17 protein-coding genes and 1 pseudogene are annotated in these 19,370 nt (G+C 44.5%); 9 read left to right on the top strand and 9 right to left on the bottom strand.

The window, feature by feature from the left end; translation table 11 throughout:
- Positions 1 to 145 precede the first annotated feature (145 nt).
- Both ACED53_RS11950 and ACED53_RS11955 read right to left on the bottom strand, forming a co-directional pair.
- A complete protein-coding gene (locus tag ACED53_RS11950; protein ID WP_017100304.1) occupies positions 146 to 1,120 on the bottom strand; it encodes a Gfo/Idh/MocA family protein in 975 nt (324 codons plus the stop codon).
- A 3-nt stretch (positions 1,121 to 1,123) separates the two neighbouring features.
- Positions 1,124 to 1,447: a putative quinol monooxygenase gene (locus tag ACED53_RS11955; protein ID WP_017100305.1), complete on the bottom strand. Its 324-nt coding sequence runs from the start codon at positions 1,445 to 1,447 to the stop codon at positions 1,124 to 1,126.
- A gap of 106 nt (positions 1,448 to 1,553) precedes the next feature.
- Between ACED53_RS11955 and ACED53_RS11960 the strand changes: the two genes are divergently transcribed.
- Positions 1,554 to 2,411: a LysR substrate-binding domain-containing protein gene (locus ACED53_RS11960; RefSeq protein WP_017096297.1), complete on the top strand. Its 858-nt coding sequence runs from the start codon at positions 1,554 to 1,556 to the stop codon at positions 2,409 to 2,411.
- 65 nt (positions 2,412 to 2,476) lie between these two features.
- On the opposite strand, the gene ACED53_RS11965 is transcribed toward ACED53_RS11960, so the two are convergent.
- The 3 genes from ACED53_RS11965 to ACED53_RS11975 all read right to left on the bottom strand — a co-directional run bounded on the left by ACED53_RS11965 (position 2,477) and on the right by ACED53_RS11975 (position 5,331).
- On the bottom strand, positions 2,477 to 3,670 hold the full coding sequence (locus ACED53_RS11965) for a winged helix-turn-helix domain-containing protein (RefSeq protein ID WP_102580029.1): 1,194 nt from the start codon (positions 3,668 to 3,670) through the stop codon (positions 2,477 to 2,479).
- A gap of 34 nt (positions 3,671 to 3,704) precedes the next feature.
- Positions 3,705 to 4,352, bottom strand: coding sequence for a DsbA family oxidoreductase (locus ACED53_RS11970; protein WP_017096299.1), 648 nt, complete (start codon positions 4,350 to 4,352; stop codon positions 3,705 to 3,707).
- A gap of 181 nt (positions 4,353 to 4,533) precedes the next feature.
- Entirely contained in the window at positions 4,534 to 5,331 is a 798-nt protein-coding gene (locus ACED53_RS11975) for a Cof-type HAD-IIB family hydrolase (protein WP_017096300.1), read from the bottom strand.
- 482 nt (positions 5,332 to 5,813) lie between these two features.
- Here ACED53_RS11975 and ACED53_RS11980 point away from each other — a divergent pair, with 482 nt between their 5' ends.
- On the top strand, positions 5,814 to 6,155 hold the full coding sequence (locus ACED53_RS11980; protein ID WP_017096301.1) for a helix-turn-helix transcriptional regulator: 342 nt from the start codon (positions 5,814 to 5,816) through the stop codon (positions 6,153 to 6,155).
- Positions 6,156 to 6,260: 105 nt separating this feature from the next.
- A pseudogene (gene arsB, locus ACED53_RS11985) lies at positions 6,261 to 7,316 on the top strand (ACR3 family arsenite efflux transporter).
- A 78-nt stretch (positions 7,317 to 7,394) separates the two neighbouring features.
- Here the strand turns inward: arsB and ACED53_RS11990 are convergent.
- A complete protein-coding gene (locus tag ACED53_RS11990; protein ID WP_017096303.1) occupies positions 7,395 to 8,285 on the bottom strand; it encodes a LysR family transcriptional regulator in 891 nt (296 codons plus the stop codon).
- A gap of 127 nt (positions 8,286 to 8,412) precedes the next feature.
- On the opposite strand from ACED53_RS11990, the gene ACED53_RS11995 reads away from it, so the two are divergent.
- The 5 genes from ACED53_RS11995 (at position 8,413) to glpD (ending at position 14,628) form a co-directional block, all read left to right on the top strand.
- Entirely contained in the window at positions 8,413 to 8,844 is a 432-nt protein-coding gene (locus ACED53_RS11995) for a PACE efflux transporter (RefSeq protein ID WP_017096304.1), read from the top strand.
- A gap of 448 nt (positions 8,845 to 9,292) precedes the next feature.
- The gene (locus ACED53_RS12000) at positions 9,293 to 10,147 is read left to right on the top strand and encodes an MIP/aquaporin family protein (protein ID WP_004732234.1); all 855 of its coding nucleotides are present in this window, start codon (positions 9,293 to 9,295) and stop codon (positions 10,145 to 10,147) included.
- Positions 10,148 to 10,206: 59 nt separating this feature from the next.
- The gene (glpK, locus tag ACED53_RS12005; protein WP_017082581.1) at positions 10,207 to 11,727 is read left to right on the top strand and encodes a glycerol kinase GlpK; all 1,521 of its coding nucleotides are present in this window, start codon (positions 10,207 to 10,209) and stop codon (positions 11,725 to 11,727) included.
- Between the two features lie 275 nt (positions 11,728 to 12,002).
- The gene (locus tag ACED53_RS12010) at positions 12,003 to 12,788 is read left to right on the top strand and encodes a DeoR/GlpR family transcriptional regulator (RefSeq protein WP_017100307.1); all 786 of its coding nucleotides are present in this window, start codon (positions 12,003 to 12,005) and stop codon (positions 12,786 to 12,788) included.
- A 280-nt stretch (positions 12,789 to 13,068) separates the two neighbouring features.
- The gene (glpD, locus tag ACED53_RS12015; protein WP_029224413.1) at positions 13,069 to 14,628 is read left to right on the top strand and encodes a glycerol-3-phosphate dehydrogenase; all 1,560 of its coding nucleotides are present in this window, start codon (positions 13,069 to 13,071) and stop codon (positions 14,626 to 14,628) included.
- A 258-nt stretch (positions 14,629 to 14,886) separates the two neighbouring features.
- On the opposite strand, the gene ACED53_RS12020 is transcribed toward glpD, so the two are convergent.
- Positions 14,887 to 15,123, bottom strand: coding sequence for a YdcH family protein (locus tag ACED53_RS12020; protein ID WP_017100308.1), 237 nt, complete (start codon positions 15,121 to 15,123; stop codon positions 14,887 to 14,889).
- A gap of 669 nt (positions 15,124 to 15,792) precedes the next feature.
- On the opposite strand from ACED53_RS12020, the gene ACED53_RS12025 reads away from it, so the two are divergent.
- Positions 15,793 to 16,833 (top strand): DUF1214 domain-containing protein, encoded by a 1,041-nt coding sequence (locus ACED53_RS12025; RefSeq protein WP_017096307.1) that lies wholly within the window; start codon positions 15,793 to 15,795, stop codon positions 16,831 to 16,833.
- A gap of 90 nt (positions 16,834 to 16,923) precedes the next feature.
- Here ACED53_RS12025 and ACED53_RS12030 read toward each other — a convergent pair whose 3' ends face one another.
- Entirely contained in the window at positions 16,924 to 17,838 is a 915-nt protein-coding gene (locus ACED53_RS12030) for a LysR family transcriptional regulator (RefSeq protein WP_017100309.1), read from the bottom strand.
- Positions 17,839 to 18,056: 218 nt separating this feature from the next.
- Positions 18,057 to 19,301, bottom strand: a complete 1,245-nt coding sequence (locus tag ACED53_RS12035) for an NADH:flavin oxidoreductase/NADH oxidase family protein (protein ID WP_017100310.1) — start codon at positions 19,299 to 19,301, stop codon at positions 18,057 to 18,059.
- Between the last annotated feature and the right edge of the window lie 69 nt (positions 19,302 to 19,370).

Raw genomic sequence — 19,370 nt, forward strand, 5'->3', positions numbered from 1 at the left:
GTTTTAACCGACATTGGACACTGTGGCTGTTTCAAATGCAAAGTATTTATTGGGAAGAGTCTACTGGAAGATATAGAGGAAACGCCTCATGCTTGATCACTGACGAGGCAATCAAACATGAGTCGAATACGAATTTACGAAGATCTTAGCTCGCCGCTTGTTCCCAATCAGTCAGTAACTTCATGATCACGCGAGAGTCTTGGTGAGTTGCCATTGGGGCAGCAAGTTGTGTGTCACCTCGCTCAACCGCTTGGCGGATATTGCGCACTTGATAATGGAAACCATCGCCTTGCGCTTCGACTTTCACTTCACGTGTCGACGTCTCATAGATCTCTACCGTAAACGTGTTTTCTGCCGTCGGTAGCCATGGATTAGTATCTAGCGTGATACAGCCTTTGCTACCTAGAATCGTGAAGCCATGCTTTAAGCCGTGATCTTCAGCAGTGTGGATTTGCGCGGTAAAACTGCCGTTGAAACGCATCATCGCCGACGATTCACAGATATTGCCATCTTGGCCACGTCGGCCGATTGCCGAGATCTGCACATCATCGAACACACTCTCGCCAGATTGCTGCTGCGCAACAGAATGAATCAGCGACATTGGATAACAACCCAGGTTGTACAACGCGCCTTTACTTGCAGGATTTACGAACTGATCAATCGCCGCAACGTAGGAACCTTGGATTGAGCGCACTTCACCAATCTCACCGGTTGCCAACTCTTGATGAAGCTTAGCGATAAGCGGGTGATTTAGATACATCAAACCTTCAGCAAAGAATACGTCCGCTTCTTTCACCGCTTGCAGAGCTTGCTCGGTTTTTTCCATATCAACCGATAGAGACTTCTCACACAAGATCGCTTTGCCTTTTTGAGCCGCTTTATTCACATACTCATGATGGATATGGTTTGGTAGGGCAATATAGATAATGTCGACTGACTCATCTTCAATCAAAGCTTCATAGCTGTTGAAGGTTAATGTTGGTCGGTATTGGGCAGCAAACTCGTTTAGTGTTTTTTCAGTACGACCAGCAACGGCATACAGCTCGCTTTGAGCATCGCCTTTGATCGCATCCGCCATTACGCCTGAGATAAAGCTGGTTCCTAGGATTCCCCATTTCATGTCTTAGATCTCCTGCTCTTGTGCTTTGATAGGTCCACGTTGCGTTTCAAATGCTTGCACTAATTCCGTAATACCACGCTCAATAAACGCTTGGGTATGAGGCATCACAAAGTGCTGATTGATCGCCTCGCGGTTTGCGTATTGCTCAAGCAAGATCACGCGATCGCTTTGACTTTGATCATAGGTTGCAATCGCTTGCAGGCAGCCCGGCTCGCTTTGCATGTCTAAACAAAACTGTTCGATGGCTTCGATCGCAGCAGCTCGCTCTATGTTAGTTTTGATCTTAAGTTCGGCAGTAACAAAGATGGTTTCGTTCATTTGAGGCATTTCACGCTCTTATTTTAGTTAATTATCGGTTTGCCATTAATATAATTAACCCCTAATAATTGATAAACTCACGTTTTGTTTATTGTTTATCAACCAAGAGTGTTTAATGGATAAGTTAACCAGCATGAAAGTCTTCGTCTACGTGGTGGAACAAGGCAGCTTTCGTAGCGCCGCCAACCACTTCAACCTGTCGGCGACCATGATCAGTAAGCATGTCCATTCCTTAGAAACCAGTCTGAACTCTCAGCTGATCCACCGCACCACGCGTAAGCAATCGTTAACCGACTCAGGGCAGCTTTACTATCGTGAGTGTAAGCGAATTCTCGAAGACATCAGCAATGCAGAGAACCTGATTCAGACCTTGGAAAATCAACCGCAAGGCACGGTAAAAATTAACTGCCCAGTTACCTATGGAAACAAGGTGCTCGCCCCGATTGTGGCCAAATTTCTCGCACATCACCCAACCATTAACGTTGAGCTGATGTTGAATAATGACCTTGTCGACCCTTATTCATCCGACATTGACCTGATTGTGCGAATTGGCGACCTGTCCGATTCAAGTTTAGTCGCCAGATACTTAGGGGATTATGAGATGTGTTACTGCGCGGCTCCTGAGTACCTTAACCAACATGCTGAAATCAGAGTATTAGAAGACTTGGCGCAGCACCCGTCGCTTGGGTTCAGTTACAGCAGCCAAGCTCCTCACGCCACACCGAACAAAGAACGTGTGCGCTTGATGTCGAATAATGGTGATGTGTTGCGATATGCCGCTCTACAAAGCGTAGGTGTGTTGTTACAGCCGACTATCTTAGTTACCGAAGAAATTGAGCGTGGAATGCTATTGGAAATCCTACCCGGCATGGCGCCGTTACCAAAGCCGATTCACTTGCTCTACAAAACCAAACAACTGTCATTGAAAAACCGAACCTTTGTCGAGTTTTTATTAGCCTCTCTTTCCGAATAGCTAAGCGCTGACTAATTCACAAAAAGGCTTTTAAGTAATGAAGAATTTTCTAAACAACAAAGCCACTAAACCGTTTGCCAATGGTTCATCAAGCGTTTGCCAAGATCAGAAGGTGTGGTGTTATGGACGATCATCTCATCACATTGGTTGAACACCATGAAGTGTTTAAGTTCTTCGCACAAAGCGTGAATCAATGACTCATGGGTTTTAACTCTGTCTTCAACAACCAAGTTACGAATGTTGAGTAAACGGGTCTTCCTGTCGACCTTACAATCCATTCGCGCCACCAGCTTACCTTGCCACAGAATCGGCAAACTAAAGTAACCAAACTGACGCTTGGCCTCTGGCACATAGCACTCAAGGAGGTAGTCAAAGTTGAACAATGATTGCATTCGCTTTCGTTGAATCAACAGGTTATCAAACGGAGACAATATCTTTAACTTGGTTCTGGAAAGAGGTTGATTCAGCAGTTCAAAAGCACCTGGCTGGACATAGTAATCAGAGCCTTGAATATCTACTTTCAGAACCTGCTTATCTTCAAGCATCTGTTGGAGTGCTTTCAGAATCAAAGGCTTAGTGTTCTTGAGTAGGTAGCTCATTTCGGACGCTATTCCAACTCCGTTAGCCTTTAAGTAACGCTTTATGAGATGCTCGATGTACTCTTGTTCAGTCGGTTCAGAGGTATCAATGCCACTCGGCAAAACTCGCTCGGTAAGGTCATACACCTTATGAAAGTTTACTCGGCTTGGCACCATTAAGTCGCCTTGCATGAATAAGGTTTCTAGTGCTTGCTTGGCCGGTTTACCGCCCCACCCGCCGGGGTTTGGCCTATCCCCTTCAAAGTCTTTCGCCATCAACGGCCCTTCATTCTCAATTCGCTTGAGAACATGATCCATGAGTGCGTCATCCTTTTTATACCAATGCTTGAGCTTACCGCTCGCAAAGCCATTCTTGCGATGTAGGCTGAATCGGAAGTCACGCATGGATAAATACGCAGCGGCATGCGACCAATACTCAAACACTTCTCGACGCTCTAACAGCTTATCCAGATGATCAAGCTTGTAGTCTTGATTACGATTCCACAGCGTATGATGGTGAGCTCGCTGAATCACAGAGATGGTATCAATTTGCACATATCCAAGGTTTTCAATCGCAGACAGCGTGTTCGCCAAAGTGCCTCCATTGCGTTGCTTTTTGGGCGGCAATTTTTGCGAAAGCAGTACAATTTTTTGCGCTTGAGCGAGTGACAGTGATTCCATGAAATTCAGACTCTAATTGATACCAATAATCGGCTTATGATTCAGCAATAAGCTCTTGAAGAATTTGCTTGTATGTTTCTACCGTCTGCGCACCAGTGACTGCACTCTTTCGGTTGAATACCACGGTAGGAACCGCTGAGATTCCCATGCGTTGCCATTCAAACTCTTGCGCTTCAATTTGCTTCAAGTTATCGATGTTCTTTAGGCGCTTCAGTGCTTTCGTTGAGTCTAAGCCAACTGCTTCAAGTTCTTGCGCGATAACCTCAAGATCGGACAAATCTTTCTGCTCTGAAAAATGAGCAGTAAAGAAGCGTAGCTTTAACTCAGTCTGTTTGCCATGCGCCAACGCGAAATCGAGCAACACATGTAGGTGACGTGAATTCACCATTCTCATGCTGTCATAGAAATTGAAATCGAAACCAACCGCTTTGCCACGCGCCGCAAGCTGTTCGCGTGAACTTTGACTCTCTTCTGCGCTAGAGCCGTATTTTCTCATGATATGGTCACGCAGGTTTTCACCTTCTTGCGGCATATCTGGATTCAACTCAAACGGCTGCCATTCAAGTTCAATTTGCTCCGCTAAACCAAGTTCTATAATGGCTTGCTCTAAGTTTTTGTAGCCGACTACGCACCATGGGCACATTACGTCAGAAATAATATCGAGTTGAAGTTTCTTGCTCATCGTCATTCCAAGTGATCATTGATAAGGCATGTCTGCAGTAAAAGCAGGCATCCAATTTATCTTCAGACTACAACAACCTGAACAATCGTTCAAATTTAACTAAATTCAACATTAACGAACAAAAAAGCCAACTCATGTTCACGAGTTGGCTTTGACAAAAATCGGGTCGAGCTTAAGAGCGTTACGCTAGCAACTTCTCAAGTACTTGGAACACACCCGCGTCAACGTTACTTGGCGCGCCAAAACGCGCAATCTCTTTCAGCTTAGGATGGGCGTTTTCCATCGCGTAAGAGTGGTAGCTCTCTTTAAGCATTTCCAAGTCATTGAGGTAGTCACCAAAGCTCATGGTCTGCTCGTAAGTGAAACCTAAAGTGTTCTGTAGATGTTTAATCGCCGCACCTTTTGACGCTTCAGCGTTCATCACATCCAACCAAATTTTTGCACTGACAACCACTTGGTAGTTCTCACCGAATTTGGCATCAATAGTTGGGTTCACTTTCTCTTGTGAACCGTCGAAGTGACAGATAGCTACCTTGATGAAATCGTCTTCTACCGCCAGTAAGTCTTCTACTTGCTCACGGCGATGGTAGTACTTAGAGATCTCCGCTAAAGCACGCTCATCTTTGGTTTCAATGTATGCAGACTTCTTACCACAAAGCACAACGTGTGCACCTTCAATGGCACGCGCTTCTTTGATGATGTCTTTGATGGCATCAGTATCAAGCAAGCAGCTGTAGAGCTCTTGGCCTTTGTGCATCACTAATGTGCCGTTTTCAGCAACGAACATCATGCGATCTTTAAGTGGAGCAAAAGTCTCCATCAAGCTGTAGTACTGGCGGCCCGATGCCGCAGAAAAAATGATGTCTTGAGCTTCTAGCCGCTCATAAAGATTGAAGAATTCTGGGTCTAACTTTCCGTGTTCATTAAGAAGAGTGCCGTCCATATCAGCAGCGATAAATTTGATGTTCTGTTGTGGCATTTCAGGGCTTACCTATAAGTAATACCAATCGTAGTAAATAACTGTTCATCCTAGCTGGTTAAAATACTCGATAACTGCGTTAGAATTTTTGATTGTAGAATAACTACTTATCAAAAAATTCCGCCTTGTTCTCAAGTCTTTTCCCTGCGCTATTTCTGATCATTTACTTACTGTGATTGGTATGAAAATTAAATAGCAAATTATGATTTTTCGTTATCTTGTGTAACGGTTCTGCGTTCAATTATATCGCTAGAGTAGCCAGTGAATGCAATGCTTTTCGGTCGATTTCTCTGTTTAAATCTAAGATCTTGTTTATGCGCAATAAGAAGGCAAAAACAGATAAAAATCGAATATCAAGCTTAACTAAAACCATTGTTCTGAGATGCCAATTTAAGGCGACTTATAAATTTCGCATTGACCAATAAAAGAAATAGGCCTACCATCAATCGTCTTTTAACGATTATGGAAAGCGAAACATCAATATGAACGAAACTTGCCCTACAACTGGTGGCTGTGCTCTACCAATCGGACATGGTGATACCGAAGCTGAAACGCAAATGGCAGCTCTGGCCAAAGCGCTCGCTCACCCGGCAAGAGTTCGTATATTGAGTATCCTTTCAACGCTAGAAAAATCGGGCGGCTGTTTGAACAGTGACTTGGTTAGTGAATTAGGTTTGGCGCAATCGACAGTATCAGAGCACCTAAGAATCTTGAAAACCTCTGGTTTCATCACTGCTGAATCGATACCACCGAAGATGTGCTACCGCATTAATCGAGATAATATTCATCAATTTGAGACGCTAATCGACACTATTTTGAAATAGATTTATCGCGCTTAGTTTGTCGAATACGGAATAAATTAAGCGTATTTTTTTGCTTCCCAATATCGCTTTTCGACGATTAACGATATCAACCAAAGAGAAAATATCATGAAGCCAAAATTAGGTTTTCTAGATCGCTACTTAACGCTGTGGATCTTTATTGCCATGGGTCTTGGTGTACTGCTTGGCATCCTATTCCCACAGATCGAGCAGTGGAACGAATCTATGTCGGTTGGTACCACCAACATTCCACTTGCGATTGGCCTTATCTTAATGATGTACCCGCCTCTGGCTAAGGTTAACTACAACCTATTAGGCACTGTGGTCAAAGATAAGAAAGCCATCAAACTATCTTTGATCATGAACTGGCTTGTTGGCCCAATTCTGATGTTTGTGTTGGCACTGACTTTCTTGGGTGACCACCCAGGTTACATGGTCGGCGTGATTCTGATTGGTCTTGCTCGTTGTGTGGCGATGGTTCTGGTTTAGAACGACATCGGCGGCGGTAACAAAGAGTATGGCGCGGCATTGGTTGCTCTAAACAGTACATTCCAAGTGGTGAGCTACAGCTTTATGGCGTGGCTATTCATCAGCGTTCTTCCACCAGTATTTGGTTACGAAGGCATGATGGTTGATATCTCGATGATCGATATTGCACACAGTGTTCTTATCTACCTAGGAATCCCATTCCTAGCGGGCTTCCTAAGCCGTAAGATCCTGGTGTCGATGAAAGGCGAGCAGTGGTACAACGATGTGTTCATTCCACGCATCTCGCCAATCACACTGATTGCGCTATTGGCGACTATCGTTCTGATGTTCAGCCTAAAAGGCGAGATGATTGTAGAGCTGCCAATGGACGTATTGTTGATTGCGGTTCCACTGACTATCTACTTCACAGCGATGTTCTTCATCAGCTTCTTCATTGGTAAGAAGATGGGTATTGAATACGACAAGAACGCTTCAATTGCATTCACAGCGACAGGTAACAACTTCGAGCTAGCGATTGCCGTTGCTATCTCAGTATTCGGTATCAACTCAGACCAAGCGTTTGCCGGTGTTATCGGTCCACTGATTGAAGTACCTGTGTTGATTTACCTAGTGAACGTGGCGCTTAAGATGAAAGACAAGTACTACAACGGTCAGACGGTTAAACCTAGCGTCTAGCGTCTACATCTACATCTAGCAAGCAAGCAGTATCACTTTAAACAGAAAGGCTCACACGCTAAGCGGTGAGCCTTTTCTTTATTCAGTTTCGTCTAATAAGCCTTTCAATGCTTGTTCAAGCCAAAGTAATGCAGGACCTTTAGAGCGTGTTTTAGACAGAACAAGATCAACGGGCGGCGACCACGTTTTGTGATCGAATGAGACATTAATCTCCACTAAACGCTGCTTATTCAGCTCCTCTTCGACAAGGTGCTTGGGTAAGTATGCCCAGCCAATATCGCTGCCAAGTACCATCTCTTTGATCACAATAAAGCTGTTCGACCACCATACCTTTCCGGCAATCAGCGGAAACTGGTCCATCACCTTGCCTTTGTCTCCCCTCAACATTAACTGACGATGCGGGAGTAAATCAGAGAGTTTCGCCACACCTGTTTTTGCGAGCGAATGACTTGGATGACACACAGCAATAAACGGTAAGTGACCGATAAAGCAAGGCTCAGAGCCTACATCAAAAGCCAAATTGGTAAACATCAGTCCAATGTCGGCTCTCTCTTCGATAATTAACGGATTAACCTCTGTTGTGGTACACGCAACCAGTTCAACTTCAGTAGCAGGGAATTGTTGACTGAACTGACTAAGGATCTTAGATAAATTCGGAACCAGTAATGAATCATCTAATGCAATTTTGATGAGCCCCTCTTCACCGCTACCCATCGCACTAACCGTCACATTCAGATCTTCAACCTGAAGCACGATTGCTTTCACCTGTTTAAATAACTGCTCGCCCGCTTTGGTTAGTGAAGGCTTTCGAGTCGAACGATCAAAAAGCTCAACATTAAAATCTATTTCAAGATTACTGATACCTTGGCTTACCGCCGACTGGACCTTGCCCAACTCACGAGCACTGGCAGAAAATGACCCTAATTCAACGGCATACACAAACATCTTCAGCTGTTCTATGTTGTACATTCGGTATCTCCTAACGCTTACTATCACCATATGTGATGCTAACTATCTTTATATTATCACTTAAATAGATATTATCTAGGCAAGTCATTGGCCCATAGAGGCTAGAAAACATAAAGAGAGTAAAAAGATGTCACATAAAGAACGCATGTTACACATGGTGCTATTTGAATTAGCAGCTTTGATTTTGATGGCCGTGGCGGCAACTTACATTGTTGGGGGCGGAGCAGTAAAAATGGCAGGCTTGGCACTGTCTTTGTCACTGATAGCGATGACGTGGAACTACGTCTACAACTACGGTTACGACAAGATTTACGGCGCTGACCGCAGCCAACGAACCAAGAAAACACGTATTCTGCACGGCTTAGGTTTCGAACTGGGTTTGATGCTGGTGACGTTCCCGCTACTGATGTGGGTACTTCAACTCGATTTCTGGACAGTACTAGTAATGGATATCGGAATTGTTATCTTCTTCGTGCTGTACGCGATTACGTTCAACTGGGTGTATGACTCAATCCGAGCTCAGTTGGTTGCGAGAGGAAAAGTTGCAGCTCTGGTTTAGAGCTGTAAGTTCTTAACTTATAATAAGAACAAACATCCAAATTGAAACTGCCAAACTACAACTTAGTTGGCAGTTTATTCATTTATGCATATAAGCTCATTGGTTAACGCCCTTGTTACATAGCAAAAACATCACACAGCCCTCCCTAATTAAGTCTAATAATCCACCACTCACGAAGTGGCATCACAAATCCGAGCACAAACTCCTCGTACCAGTTGCGCATTCATTTACATATAGGTAGTTTGAGCGACTTCGCAACCTATCAATTCGAGCAATGACGTTCATGCGAGCATCTTTTTCGAGCAAAAGTGTTCGGATTAACATTTCAAGTGACTTTAATTAACAATTTCATGCTCAAACGCTCACTTTTGATGTTCGTTTATTTTCGAGTTCGCAAATTTATGCACAATACGCGTGCTAGATAAGCAAAACTAAAAAGGACTCGAACATGACAACAAACAAACACCCTTCTTTATTTGGGCAATGCTTGGCTGAATTTATCGGTACAGGATTACTCATATTCTTTGGCGTTGGCTGTGTGGCCGCTCTGGTATTAACTGGTGCGACATTCGGACAATGGGAAATCAGCATCATCTGGGGCTTCGGTGTTGCGATTGCAATTTACTGTACTGCCGGCGTTTCAGGCGCACACATCAACCCAGCCGTAACGATTGCACTGGCCATGTTCCATGGCTTTGATAAAGCGAAAGTGGTGCCTTACATCATTTCGCAACTGCTTGGCGCTTTCTGCTCTGCAGCATTGGTTTACAGCCTGTACAGCAACCTATTTACTGACTACGAGATCGCACATAACTTCGTTCGTAGCAGCCAAGACGCACTATCAACTGCTGGTATCTTCTCGACTTACCCACATGCTTCACTTTCTTTCTTCGGCGCTTTTGCTGTGGAATTCGTGATTACTGCAGTGTTGATGTTTGCCATTTTAGCGTTAGGTGATGAGAACAACGGCGCATCTCGCGGTGCAATGAACCCTCTACTGATCGGTATTCTTATCGCGGTTATCGGTGGTTCTTTAGGTCCACTGACGGGTTTTGCAATGAACCCTGCTCGTGACTTCGGACCAAAACTGTTCGCTTACTTTGCAGGTTGGGATTTCGCACTAAGCGGTGCTCGTGATATTCCTTACTTCATCGTTCCAATTCTTGCTCCAATTGCTGGTGCGTGTTTTGGTGGTTGGTTGTACCCACGTGTTATCGGTGCTTACCTACCAGTAGAAGGCCAAGGCTGCACAATTCCAAACCAATGTGAAACAGAAGAAGAAGCTGAACAAGCTCAAGCTTAATCCCTAAGCGACCTTACATTTACTAAAATATAAATAACGAAAGAAAAAGGATTCTTACCATGACCGAGCAAAAATACATTGTTGCCCTAGACCAAGGCACCACAAGTTCTCGCGCTGTAATCCTCGATCACGATGCAAACATCGTTAGTTCTTCTCAACGAGAATTCACTCAGATTTACCCGAAAGCGGGTTGGGTTGAGCATGATCCAATGGAAATCTGGGCGACTCAAAGCTCTACATTGGTTGAAGCTCTTGCTAAAGCAGGCATCCGCAGCGATGAGCTAGCGGGCATTGGTATCACGAACCAACGTGAAACCACCATTGTTTGGAACAAAGAGACCGGCAAGCCTGTTTATAACGCAATCGTATGGCAGTGTCGCCGTACAGCAGATATCTGTGAAGACCTTAAAGCGCGTGGCCTAGAAGACTACGTACGTGACAATACAGGTTTAGTCCTTGACCCGTATTTCTCAGGTACCAAAGTAAAATGGATTCTAGACAACGTTGAAGGCGCTCGTGAAGACGCTGAAGCTGGCAAACTATTGTTCGGTACGGTTGATACTTGGTTAGTTTGGAAAATGACTCAAGGACGTGTACACGTTACGGATTACACCAACGCGTCACGTACTATGTTGTTCAACATCAACGACCTATGCTGGGATCAGAAGCTACTTGATGAAATGGGCATTCCAGCAATCATGATGCCTGAAGTGAAGCGCTCTTCTGAGGTTTACGGTCAAACGAACCTTGGTGGTAAAGGCGGTACTCGTATCCCAATCGCGGGTATTGCGGGTGACCAACAAGCTGCACTTTACGGTCAAATGTGTGTAGAAGCAGGCCAAGCTAAGAATACTTACGGCACGGGTTGTTTCCTTCTAATGAACACAGGCCAAGAGAAAGTAACATCGAAGAATGGTCTACTAACAACGCTAGCATGTGGCCCTAAAGGCGAGCCTGCATACGCGCTTGAAGGTGCGGTATTCATGGGTGGCGCATCTATCCAATGGCTACGTGATGAAATGAAGCTACTGGCTGGTGCAGAAGACTCTGAGTACTTCGCAACCAAAGTAGACTCTTCAAACGGCGTTTACGTGGTTCCTGCATTTACTGGCCTAGGCGCACCCTACTGGGATGCTTATGCTCGCGGTACGATTGTCGGCCTAACTCGTGGTGTTAACTCTAACCACATCATCCGTGCAACGCTGGAAGGCATTGCTTACCAAACGCGTGACGTACTAGACGCGATGCAAGCGGATTCAGGCATCAAGCTAGCGAAACTACGTGTTGATGGCGGCGCAGTAGCGAACAACTTCCTAATGCAATTCCAATCAGACGTGCTGGATACTGAAGTTCACCGCCCGGAAGTAACAGAAGTAACGGCTCTTGGTGCCGCTTACCTTGCTGGCCTAGCGGTTGGTTTCTGGGACAGCATTGACGAGCTTCAAGACAAAGCCGTTCTTAACCGTACCTTCATGCCACACCACGACGAAGAGAAGCGTAACCGCCGTTACAAAGGTTGGAAGCGTGCTATCAAGTGTGCACAGGTTTGGTCTGAACTGCACGATGACGACGAAGAGTAATCTAAGCGTGAGTTAACAGAGGAGCACGAATAATCCCTTATTAATCGATTCGATTGTTCGAACCTCAGCAAACGAAACTAAAAAGAGCACTATTTTGTGCTCTTTTTTGCGTTTCAGGCTCAAATTCCATGTTTTGAGCAGCGTTTTTGCGGTTTAGACATGATTCCTTACCATCATTACTTCTCTCTTTTCATCAATTCGAGCACAATAGTGTGAGTTTATATTTTCGATTTTGACGCGCTAGAGCCCTTTGCGCGCAGGGAGTGGTAAGTTAAGTGAAGCAGATACCAAGACACCAGCAGATTGTAGATCTGGTAAAAACACAAGGATATGTGAGTACCGATGAGCTCGTTGAAAAGTTCGATGTTAGCCCACAAACCATCAGACGAGACCTCAATGAACTTGCCGATAGCAACAAAATCCGTCGCTATCACGGTGGTGCAACCATTCCTTTAAGCTCAGAAAACACCTCTTATAACACGCGTAAAGCGCTTAACTTCAACGAAAAAGACGTGATCGCCGACGAGCTGGTTAAACATATCCCAGATGGCGCAACCTTGTTCGTTGATATCGGCACCACACCTGAATCGGTTGCTCGCGCACTCAACAAAAACCACAAACAGCTACGAGTTGTGACCAACAACATTAACGTTGCAAGCATCCTTCTACCGAACCCTGAGATCAAGGTTATCTTGGCGGGCGGTGAAGTACGTAACCGCGATGGTGGCATCGTCGGTGAAGCGACACTCGATTTCGTGAAGCAGTTCCGCCTCGATTTCGGTATCTTGGGCATCAGTGGCATCGACTTTGACGGCTCGTTACTCGATTTTGACTACCACGAAGTTCGAGTGAAACAAGCCATCATCGAAAACAGTCGCAGCATCTTCTTAGCCGTCGACCACACTAAGTTTGGCCGTAACGCGATGGTTAAGCTCGGTAATATCTCTCAAGCCCACATGGTGTTTACTAATAAGCAGCCACCAGAAGAGATTCTCAACATCCTTAAAGATTCCGCAATACCATTAGAAGTGATCGATACCGCTCGTCCTATGAGCGAATAACTAAACATAAGAGCTCAGTGACGCCACTTTCTTAAATGATTCACGATTCTTTATAAAAAAGTTAATAAAGTAAAACTTGCTCACTGTCATTGTCACTGTCACTGTCGCTTCTATGCTCGAATTAGTCTTATTTGAACCTCTGCTTTCATAAGCAGAGGTTTTTTTATGCGCAAATCACATAAAACGCGCATAAACGAAAATAATAAATGACCGCAAACGAAAGTTCATATAGGATTCAATTATGCTCTAAAATGCTCGTTCGCTCAGAAGAGGTCAAACCATGAGTGCTCAACAAAATAATTCAAACAACAGTACATCTTCCACTTTAGACTTGATCGTGATTGGCGGCGGCATCAATGGTGCAGGCATCGCGGCAGACGCATCAGGTCGTGGTCTAAACGTTGGCTTATACGAAGCAAATGATTTCGCATCTGCAACGTCTTCTGCCAGCTCAAAGCTTATCCACGGTGGCCTACGCTACCTTGAACATTACGAGTTTCGTTTGGTTTCGGAAGCACTCGCGGAACGTGAAGTCTTGTTAAGAAAAGCACCTCATGTTGCTCAACCAATGCGTTTCCGTTTACCACATCGACCATTTTTACGCCCGGCTTGGATGATTCGCTGTGGCCTATTCCTTTACGATAACTTGGGTAAGCGCACCACTCTTCCTGGAAGTAAGACCGTCAACTTAGCGAAATCAGGCCTACTGAAACCAGAAATGAAGACAGGCTTCGAATACTCAGATTGCTGGGTTGATGATGCGCGTATGGTGTTGCTCAACGTATTAGCAGCAAAAGAAAACAACGCAGAAGTTCGTAACTACTGCCGAGTTGAAAAAGCGCACCGTGAAGGCGGCATCTGGCATGTGACGATCCTTGATGTGATGACAAACCAGCGTTTTGAACGTAAAGCGAAAGCACTGGTCAACGCAGCTGGCCCTTGGGTTAAGCAGTTCTTTGATGATGGATTAGAGCAAGCTTCGCCTCGTAATATTCGTCTGATCAAAGGCTCTCACATTGTTGTGCCACGTATTCACGACGAACCACAAGCGTACATCCTGCAAAACAAAGACAATCGTATTGTGTTCATGATCCCTTACCTAGATAAGTTCTCGATCATCGGCACTACCGACCTTGAATACAAAGGCGACCCACGTAACGTCGCAATTGATGATGTCGAAGTGGATTACTTGATTGATATTGTTAACCAACACTTTGTTAAACAGCTTGGCCGTGAAGATGTGGTTTGGACATACAGTGGCGTAAGACCGCTTTGTGACGACGAATCGGATTCACCACAAGCGATCACTCGTGACTACACGTTGGAATTGGACGCAGAGCTCGATCAAGCACCACTGCTTTCGATCTTCGGTGGCAAGTTGACCACTTATCGTAAGCTCGGCGAAGCGGCACTTAAGAAGCTTGAGCCACACCTAACCAACATGGGTGCACCATGGACAGCAAACGACACGCTTCCAGGTGGTAACTTTAGTTGCAGCAGAGAGCAACTTGCGAAGATGATCCACACTAAATACCCTTGGGCATCTGAAGCGTTGTTACTTCGCTACGTGACTCAATTTGGTACTTACACGTGGAAGCTACTGGAAGGCGCGAATAGCGAAGCTGACCTTGGCATTCAATTCTCAAGCGAGGCACATGGCGTTTATCAAGTTGAAATCGATTACTTGATCAATGAAGAGATGGCGATGACAGACGAAGACATCTTGTGGCGCAGAACCAAGCTTGGCCTGTACATGAGTGAATCAGAGCAGCAAGCAGTAACGGATTACCTGAAAGAGAAACTACAAAGCAAGGTAGTGAGCTTTTCTCAAGTAGGCTAACCCCACCAGCCTAAGCATGGTTCAAGAACATACTTAACAACGAAGCTTAGCGTCCCCCGCGCTAAGCTTTTTTATATCCACCCTATTTACAAAACCTTAGTGCTAACTGAGTTTGTCTATATCTACGGTTTCTTGTATCCAAATATTCTTATGCGTTCAGATAGAGACTGGAATGCAGAAACGAAAAAAAACTCCCGAAGGAGTTTTTGTCTAAGTCTGTAATTCGCCATTTAGCTAGTCAGCAAAATTACCAACTCACTAGCCCGTTAAACGAGCATGCAGTAAATCTTTAAGCTCAGAACGATCATGTTTCAATTGGTGCATCGAGCCGTCATCAATGGGTGAATCTTTCAGCTCTAGTTTACGAATCTCTTTATCAAGGTTGTCGTATGTCTTCATATCTACTGCAAAGCCATCGTCAGTTTTAGCAAGCTCAGCAATTTTGTCTTTCATTTCAGGAAATTCGTGAACAAGAGAGTGATTTTCACCTAGCATAGAAACCTCTTAAGTTGAGTAAAGTGATTGGTAGTACACATTCATTATTTACCTTAGCAAGGGACTCAAATAACAAATGAGATCCAGTACACAGCCTAGAATATAGACAGTTCAGATTCACAAATTTACAACATAAATCGGCAGGGATGCGTTGTTTTACATAGAAGAAAGCCTCACGTAATCGCAAGGCTTTGTAGAAGTGAGTTCTTTATAAGAACAGTGACAGAAATGATAATAACAGCAGCTAAAAAGTATTTTCAAAAAAGGATTAGCTGCTACAACCACCAGAATGAACTCGATTCATTTGATCATGTGAAGACGTGTCAGAGCCTGTCGATTGGCATCCTGCCACGAACAATAGCGTTACAGATAAGATAAGCCATTTCATAATTAATCCTCTTTTAGTCATGACTAAAGCATAGTGCTTAAAAGCGCGGATACCTCAGTCATTAACTAAAGCCTTACCTGCCGATAAAGCCTTAGTTAATGAACAAAGCATCGCTTCATTAACTAACGACCTGTCTTCGTGCAAAAAACTTTCACCAAACGAACAAAAAACAGTCACAACTCTCTCTCTAAGCTTCACAAAAACCGGCCTTTCAATTCCTTTTGGTTATTACATAAATAACATCAATTCATTTTTAGAATCACCACCAAACCGATACATTAGTGTCATCTCCTAATGACGACCTCAAGGTAAACGATATGAAAAAGACCATTTTAGCAACACTGATTACCATCACATCAATGCAAACAATGGCAGCAGTTGAAGTAACCGACGAAAACTTCGCTCGTGCAGAAAGCGACCTTTACTTCACTCAACAGTTAGAGCATCAACCGGTTAATGTTTTTGAGCATAATCGCGAAAACGTAACGGTAGAGAACCAAATGATTATCCGCTCTAACACCGACCTGCTCTATTCAACCGCGGTTGTCGATGTCTCAGAAGGCGCAACATTCAAACTGGCGAAAGGCGATGCGTACCAGATCATGCATATCTTCAATAACAATCATGATAACCACATGGCCATTTATGGTGGCGAAGAAATTTACATCGACTCAGAAATCGCAGGTTCAGACTACATCTACATACTGATGCGAACTGCAACAAGTGCTGGCGCAGATGAAGCGCATCGACTGCAAGATGCGGCGGTCATTAATGCGAAATCAGCTAAGCCTTTTGAACCTGCTTCAGATTGGGATGATGCATCTCGAGATAACGTCCGAGCAAAATGGGAGAAGCTAGTTAATGACATCAAGACAGAAGAAGCCTTCACACCAAACATCACAGCAACATCAGATAACAAGCAGTTTATGATTGGTACTGCGGTGGGTTGGGCTGGTATGCCGGCAGAGCATGCTGTGTATACATCACGAGCGGGCACAGGTAAAACAGAATGTGCAAACATCACGTTTGAAGCACCCTCATTACGTTATGACGAAGGCGGTTATTGGTCAATTACGGCCTATTCAAGCCAAGGCTGGTTGATGACGAACAACAACAGTGCTGATTCAACGACATCAACACCCAATAAAGACGGTTCTTACACGATCCACTTTGCGCCAAAAGGACAAACCTGTGACGCTGCAAATAACGTAATTGAAGTAAACGATGATGGCTGGAACTTTGCGGTTCGTGCATACCGTCCTAGTGATGAAGCGGTAGCATCAGGTGAGATGCACAACTTCCCACAGGTCACTGCTCAATAGCGGGGAATAACGACTGAGTTGCGAGTGATTAGTGTTAATTAACTGGCAATAACAGCTACTAACAATAACCTAGCCTCTCATTTGAGAGGCTTATTGCTTTTCTTTTATGATGGTTTGGGAGGTAGTGATAATTTTTCGCTTAAGCCATTGATTCATCGGGGGCATTCTCTTGTTATGAGATTCCACCAGCACGATTTTTTTGAGCTCTTCCGGTGCATAATCAGGAAAAGAGAGATAATCGAACTCTTCATTAAGATAAAGCGCAAGCTGCTTGGAACACGGTAGAATCATGTCACTTTGTTTAATGACCTCTAATAGCGTGTGCAAATACGAGCTTCTTGCTTTCACTTTAAGCTGCTCTGTCGACAAATGCTTGGCGATATAAGGCTGAATATCATTCCACCCCGGTATCACCAAACTCGCGTATTCCGCTTCATCTATCTCTTGCTGTGAAATCACTTTGCCAGCTAATGGATGGCCGGTTTTAACCAACCCGACAAAGTCATCCTCACCGATAATCTGATGGGTAAACTGCTTATTCGTGTCGATTGGAGAAAAGTTGATAGCTGCTTGTATCTCGCCATCCAACAATTTTTTCAGCGTTTGAGAGCCCCAATTAACAATATTGACTTGAGCATTGGGCGCTTCTTGAATGAGACCAAGGCATAAACGCGCACCAAGCCAGTTCGAGATAAAACCGTTAATTGCAATCGTGATGTTGCCTTGATACTCGGCAGGGTCAAAGCTTGGGGTTTCAAGAATCACGTCGTCCAAGCTTTCCATGATCATTGGCAGCCGTTCACCAAGCTCTAACGCACGTGGAGTTGGCTTCAAACCGGAATGGACACGAGTAAACAATTCGTCATCAAAGTATTCTCTCAATCGCCCTAGTGCTTTACTCACTGCGGGCTGACTCAGCGCCAATTTATTGCCAGCAATGCGAGTATTTTTGGTTTCTAGCAAAACCAGAAAAACGCGGATTAAATTGAGATCCAATTGTTTCATAGTTACCTGTCATTAAAGTTTGGTCAGGGAGATATTTAGCCGTCTGGCGATAAACGCTAACTTAGCGAATATCTCTCTCATTATGGCTCATTTGACGATTGATTCGCTTAACGATCTTTAACTCTTTCTTACTCTCTAGACAAACTAAACAATAAATCATCATAGAAAAAAGCAGAACTTCAATTCCTTAAAGTTCTGATTTAACAATCCATGACTGCTTACGCTCTGCGCTTCTTGAAAGCGTGCCAGCCGGCGCTGAGAATTGTTTTTACCACCACACTTAATGCGCTTAGTTTAGGGTCGGTATTCTTGCCAGAGGCGATGCGCCACATTTGATGTTCATACCAAACCAGCCCGACCATCGCCACCTTGTCTAATGCAGGTTTTCCTGTGGTTGGCACCGTTAGCGGCATACCGTGGCTAGGGTTTTCAATTAACTTGTTAGGGAAATCAGGATCAACCGCCATTGTGCGTGCAATACCAATAAAATCGGTCGCCGAGGTGTTTAATGCTTCGTTCATTGCTTGCGCGGTTCGAAAACCACCCGTGACCACCAGCGGAGTGCTGACGAGTTTTCTCGCCTTCACCATGTAATCCATAAAATACGCTTCACGCTTTACCGTGCTGGCCTTGATTGGTTCAGCCTTATTCTTTGAACCCATCATTGATGGACTTTCATAGGTGCCGCCAGAGATCTCAATCAGGTCGATACCGTTATCACTCAATGTTTGCACAACTTGCATCGACTCTTCTTCAGTGAAGCCACCTTTCATGAAGTCAGCGCTGTTGAGCTTAATCCCGACAGGGAAATCGTCACCGACCTCTTTTCGAATCGCACGATAAACCTCAAGCACAAAACGAAGTCTGTTTTCGAGTGAGCCACCCCATTTGTCTTGGCGTTGATTGTGTCTCGAAGACAAAAACTGACTTACAAGATAACCATGAGCACCGTGAATCTGGACACCAGTAAAACCCGCTTGTTTTGCAAGCTTTGCACTCAGCGCGAACTTATCAATAATCGCGATTATTTCTTTTTCAGTCAGAGCTCGTGGCGTATTAAAGCCTTTTTCTAATCCGCGCTCTAAAGAGATAGCTGAAGGGGCAACCGGGCTATCACATAAGAACTTAGGAATTTGTTTACCTGGGTGATTCAGTTGCATCCATATCTGCGAACCATTCTGTGTTCCGGCACTCGCCCACTCACGAAATACGCTTAAATCACTGTGCTCATCCAACACAACGTTTTTAGGTTCACCAAGCGCGCCTCTATCGACCATCACATTACCCGTCATGGATAAGCCAATTCCTCCTTGAGCCCAACGCTGATAGAGCGTGACTAAACCTCGCTTAGGGTTATGGTGTTTATCACCTAGCTGTTCACTCATTGCCGATTTGAACAGGCGATTTTTGGTCACTTGGCCATTAGGAAGAGAAAAAGGATCATTGAGGCAAATCGGATTCATGCGCGTGGTTACTTTCTTTGGTTTATATATTGCGTCCAGTATGCCTTATTTTATCCGACAGTTCTGAGC

It is taken from the genome of Vibrio sp. 1F169 (genome assembly GCF_041439605.1).
Lineage (GTDB): Bacteria > Pseudomonadota > Gammaproteobacteria > Enterobacterales > Vibrionaceae > Vibrio > Vibrio tasmaniensis_A.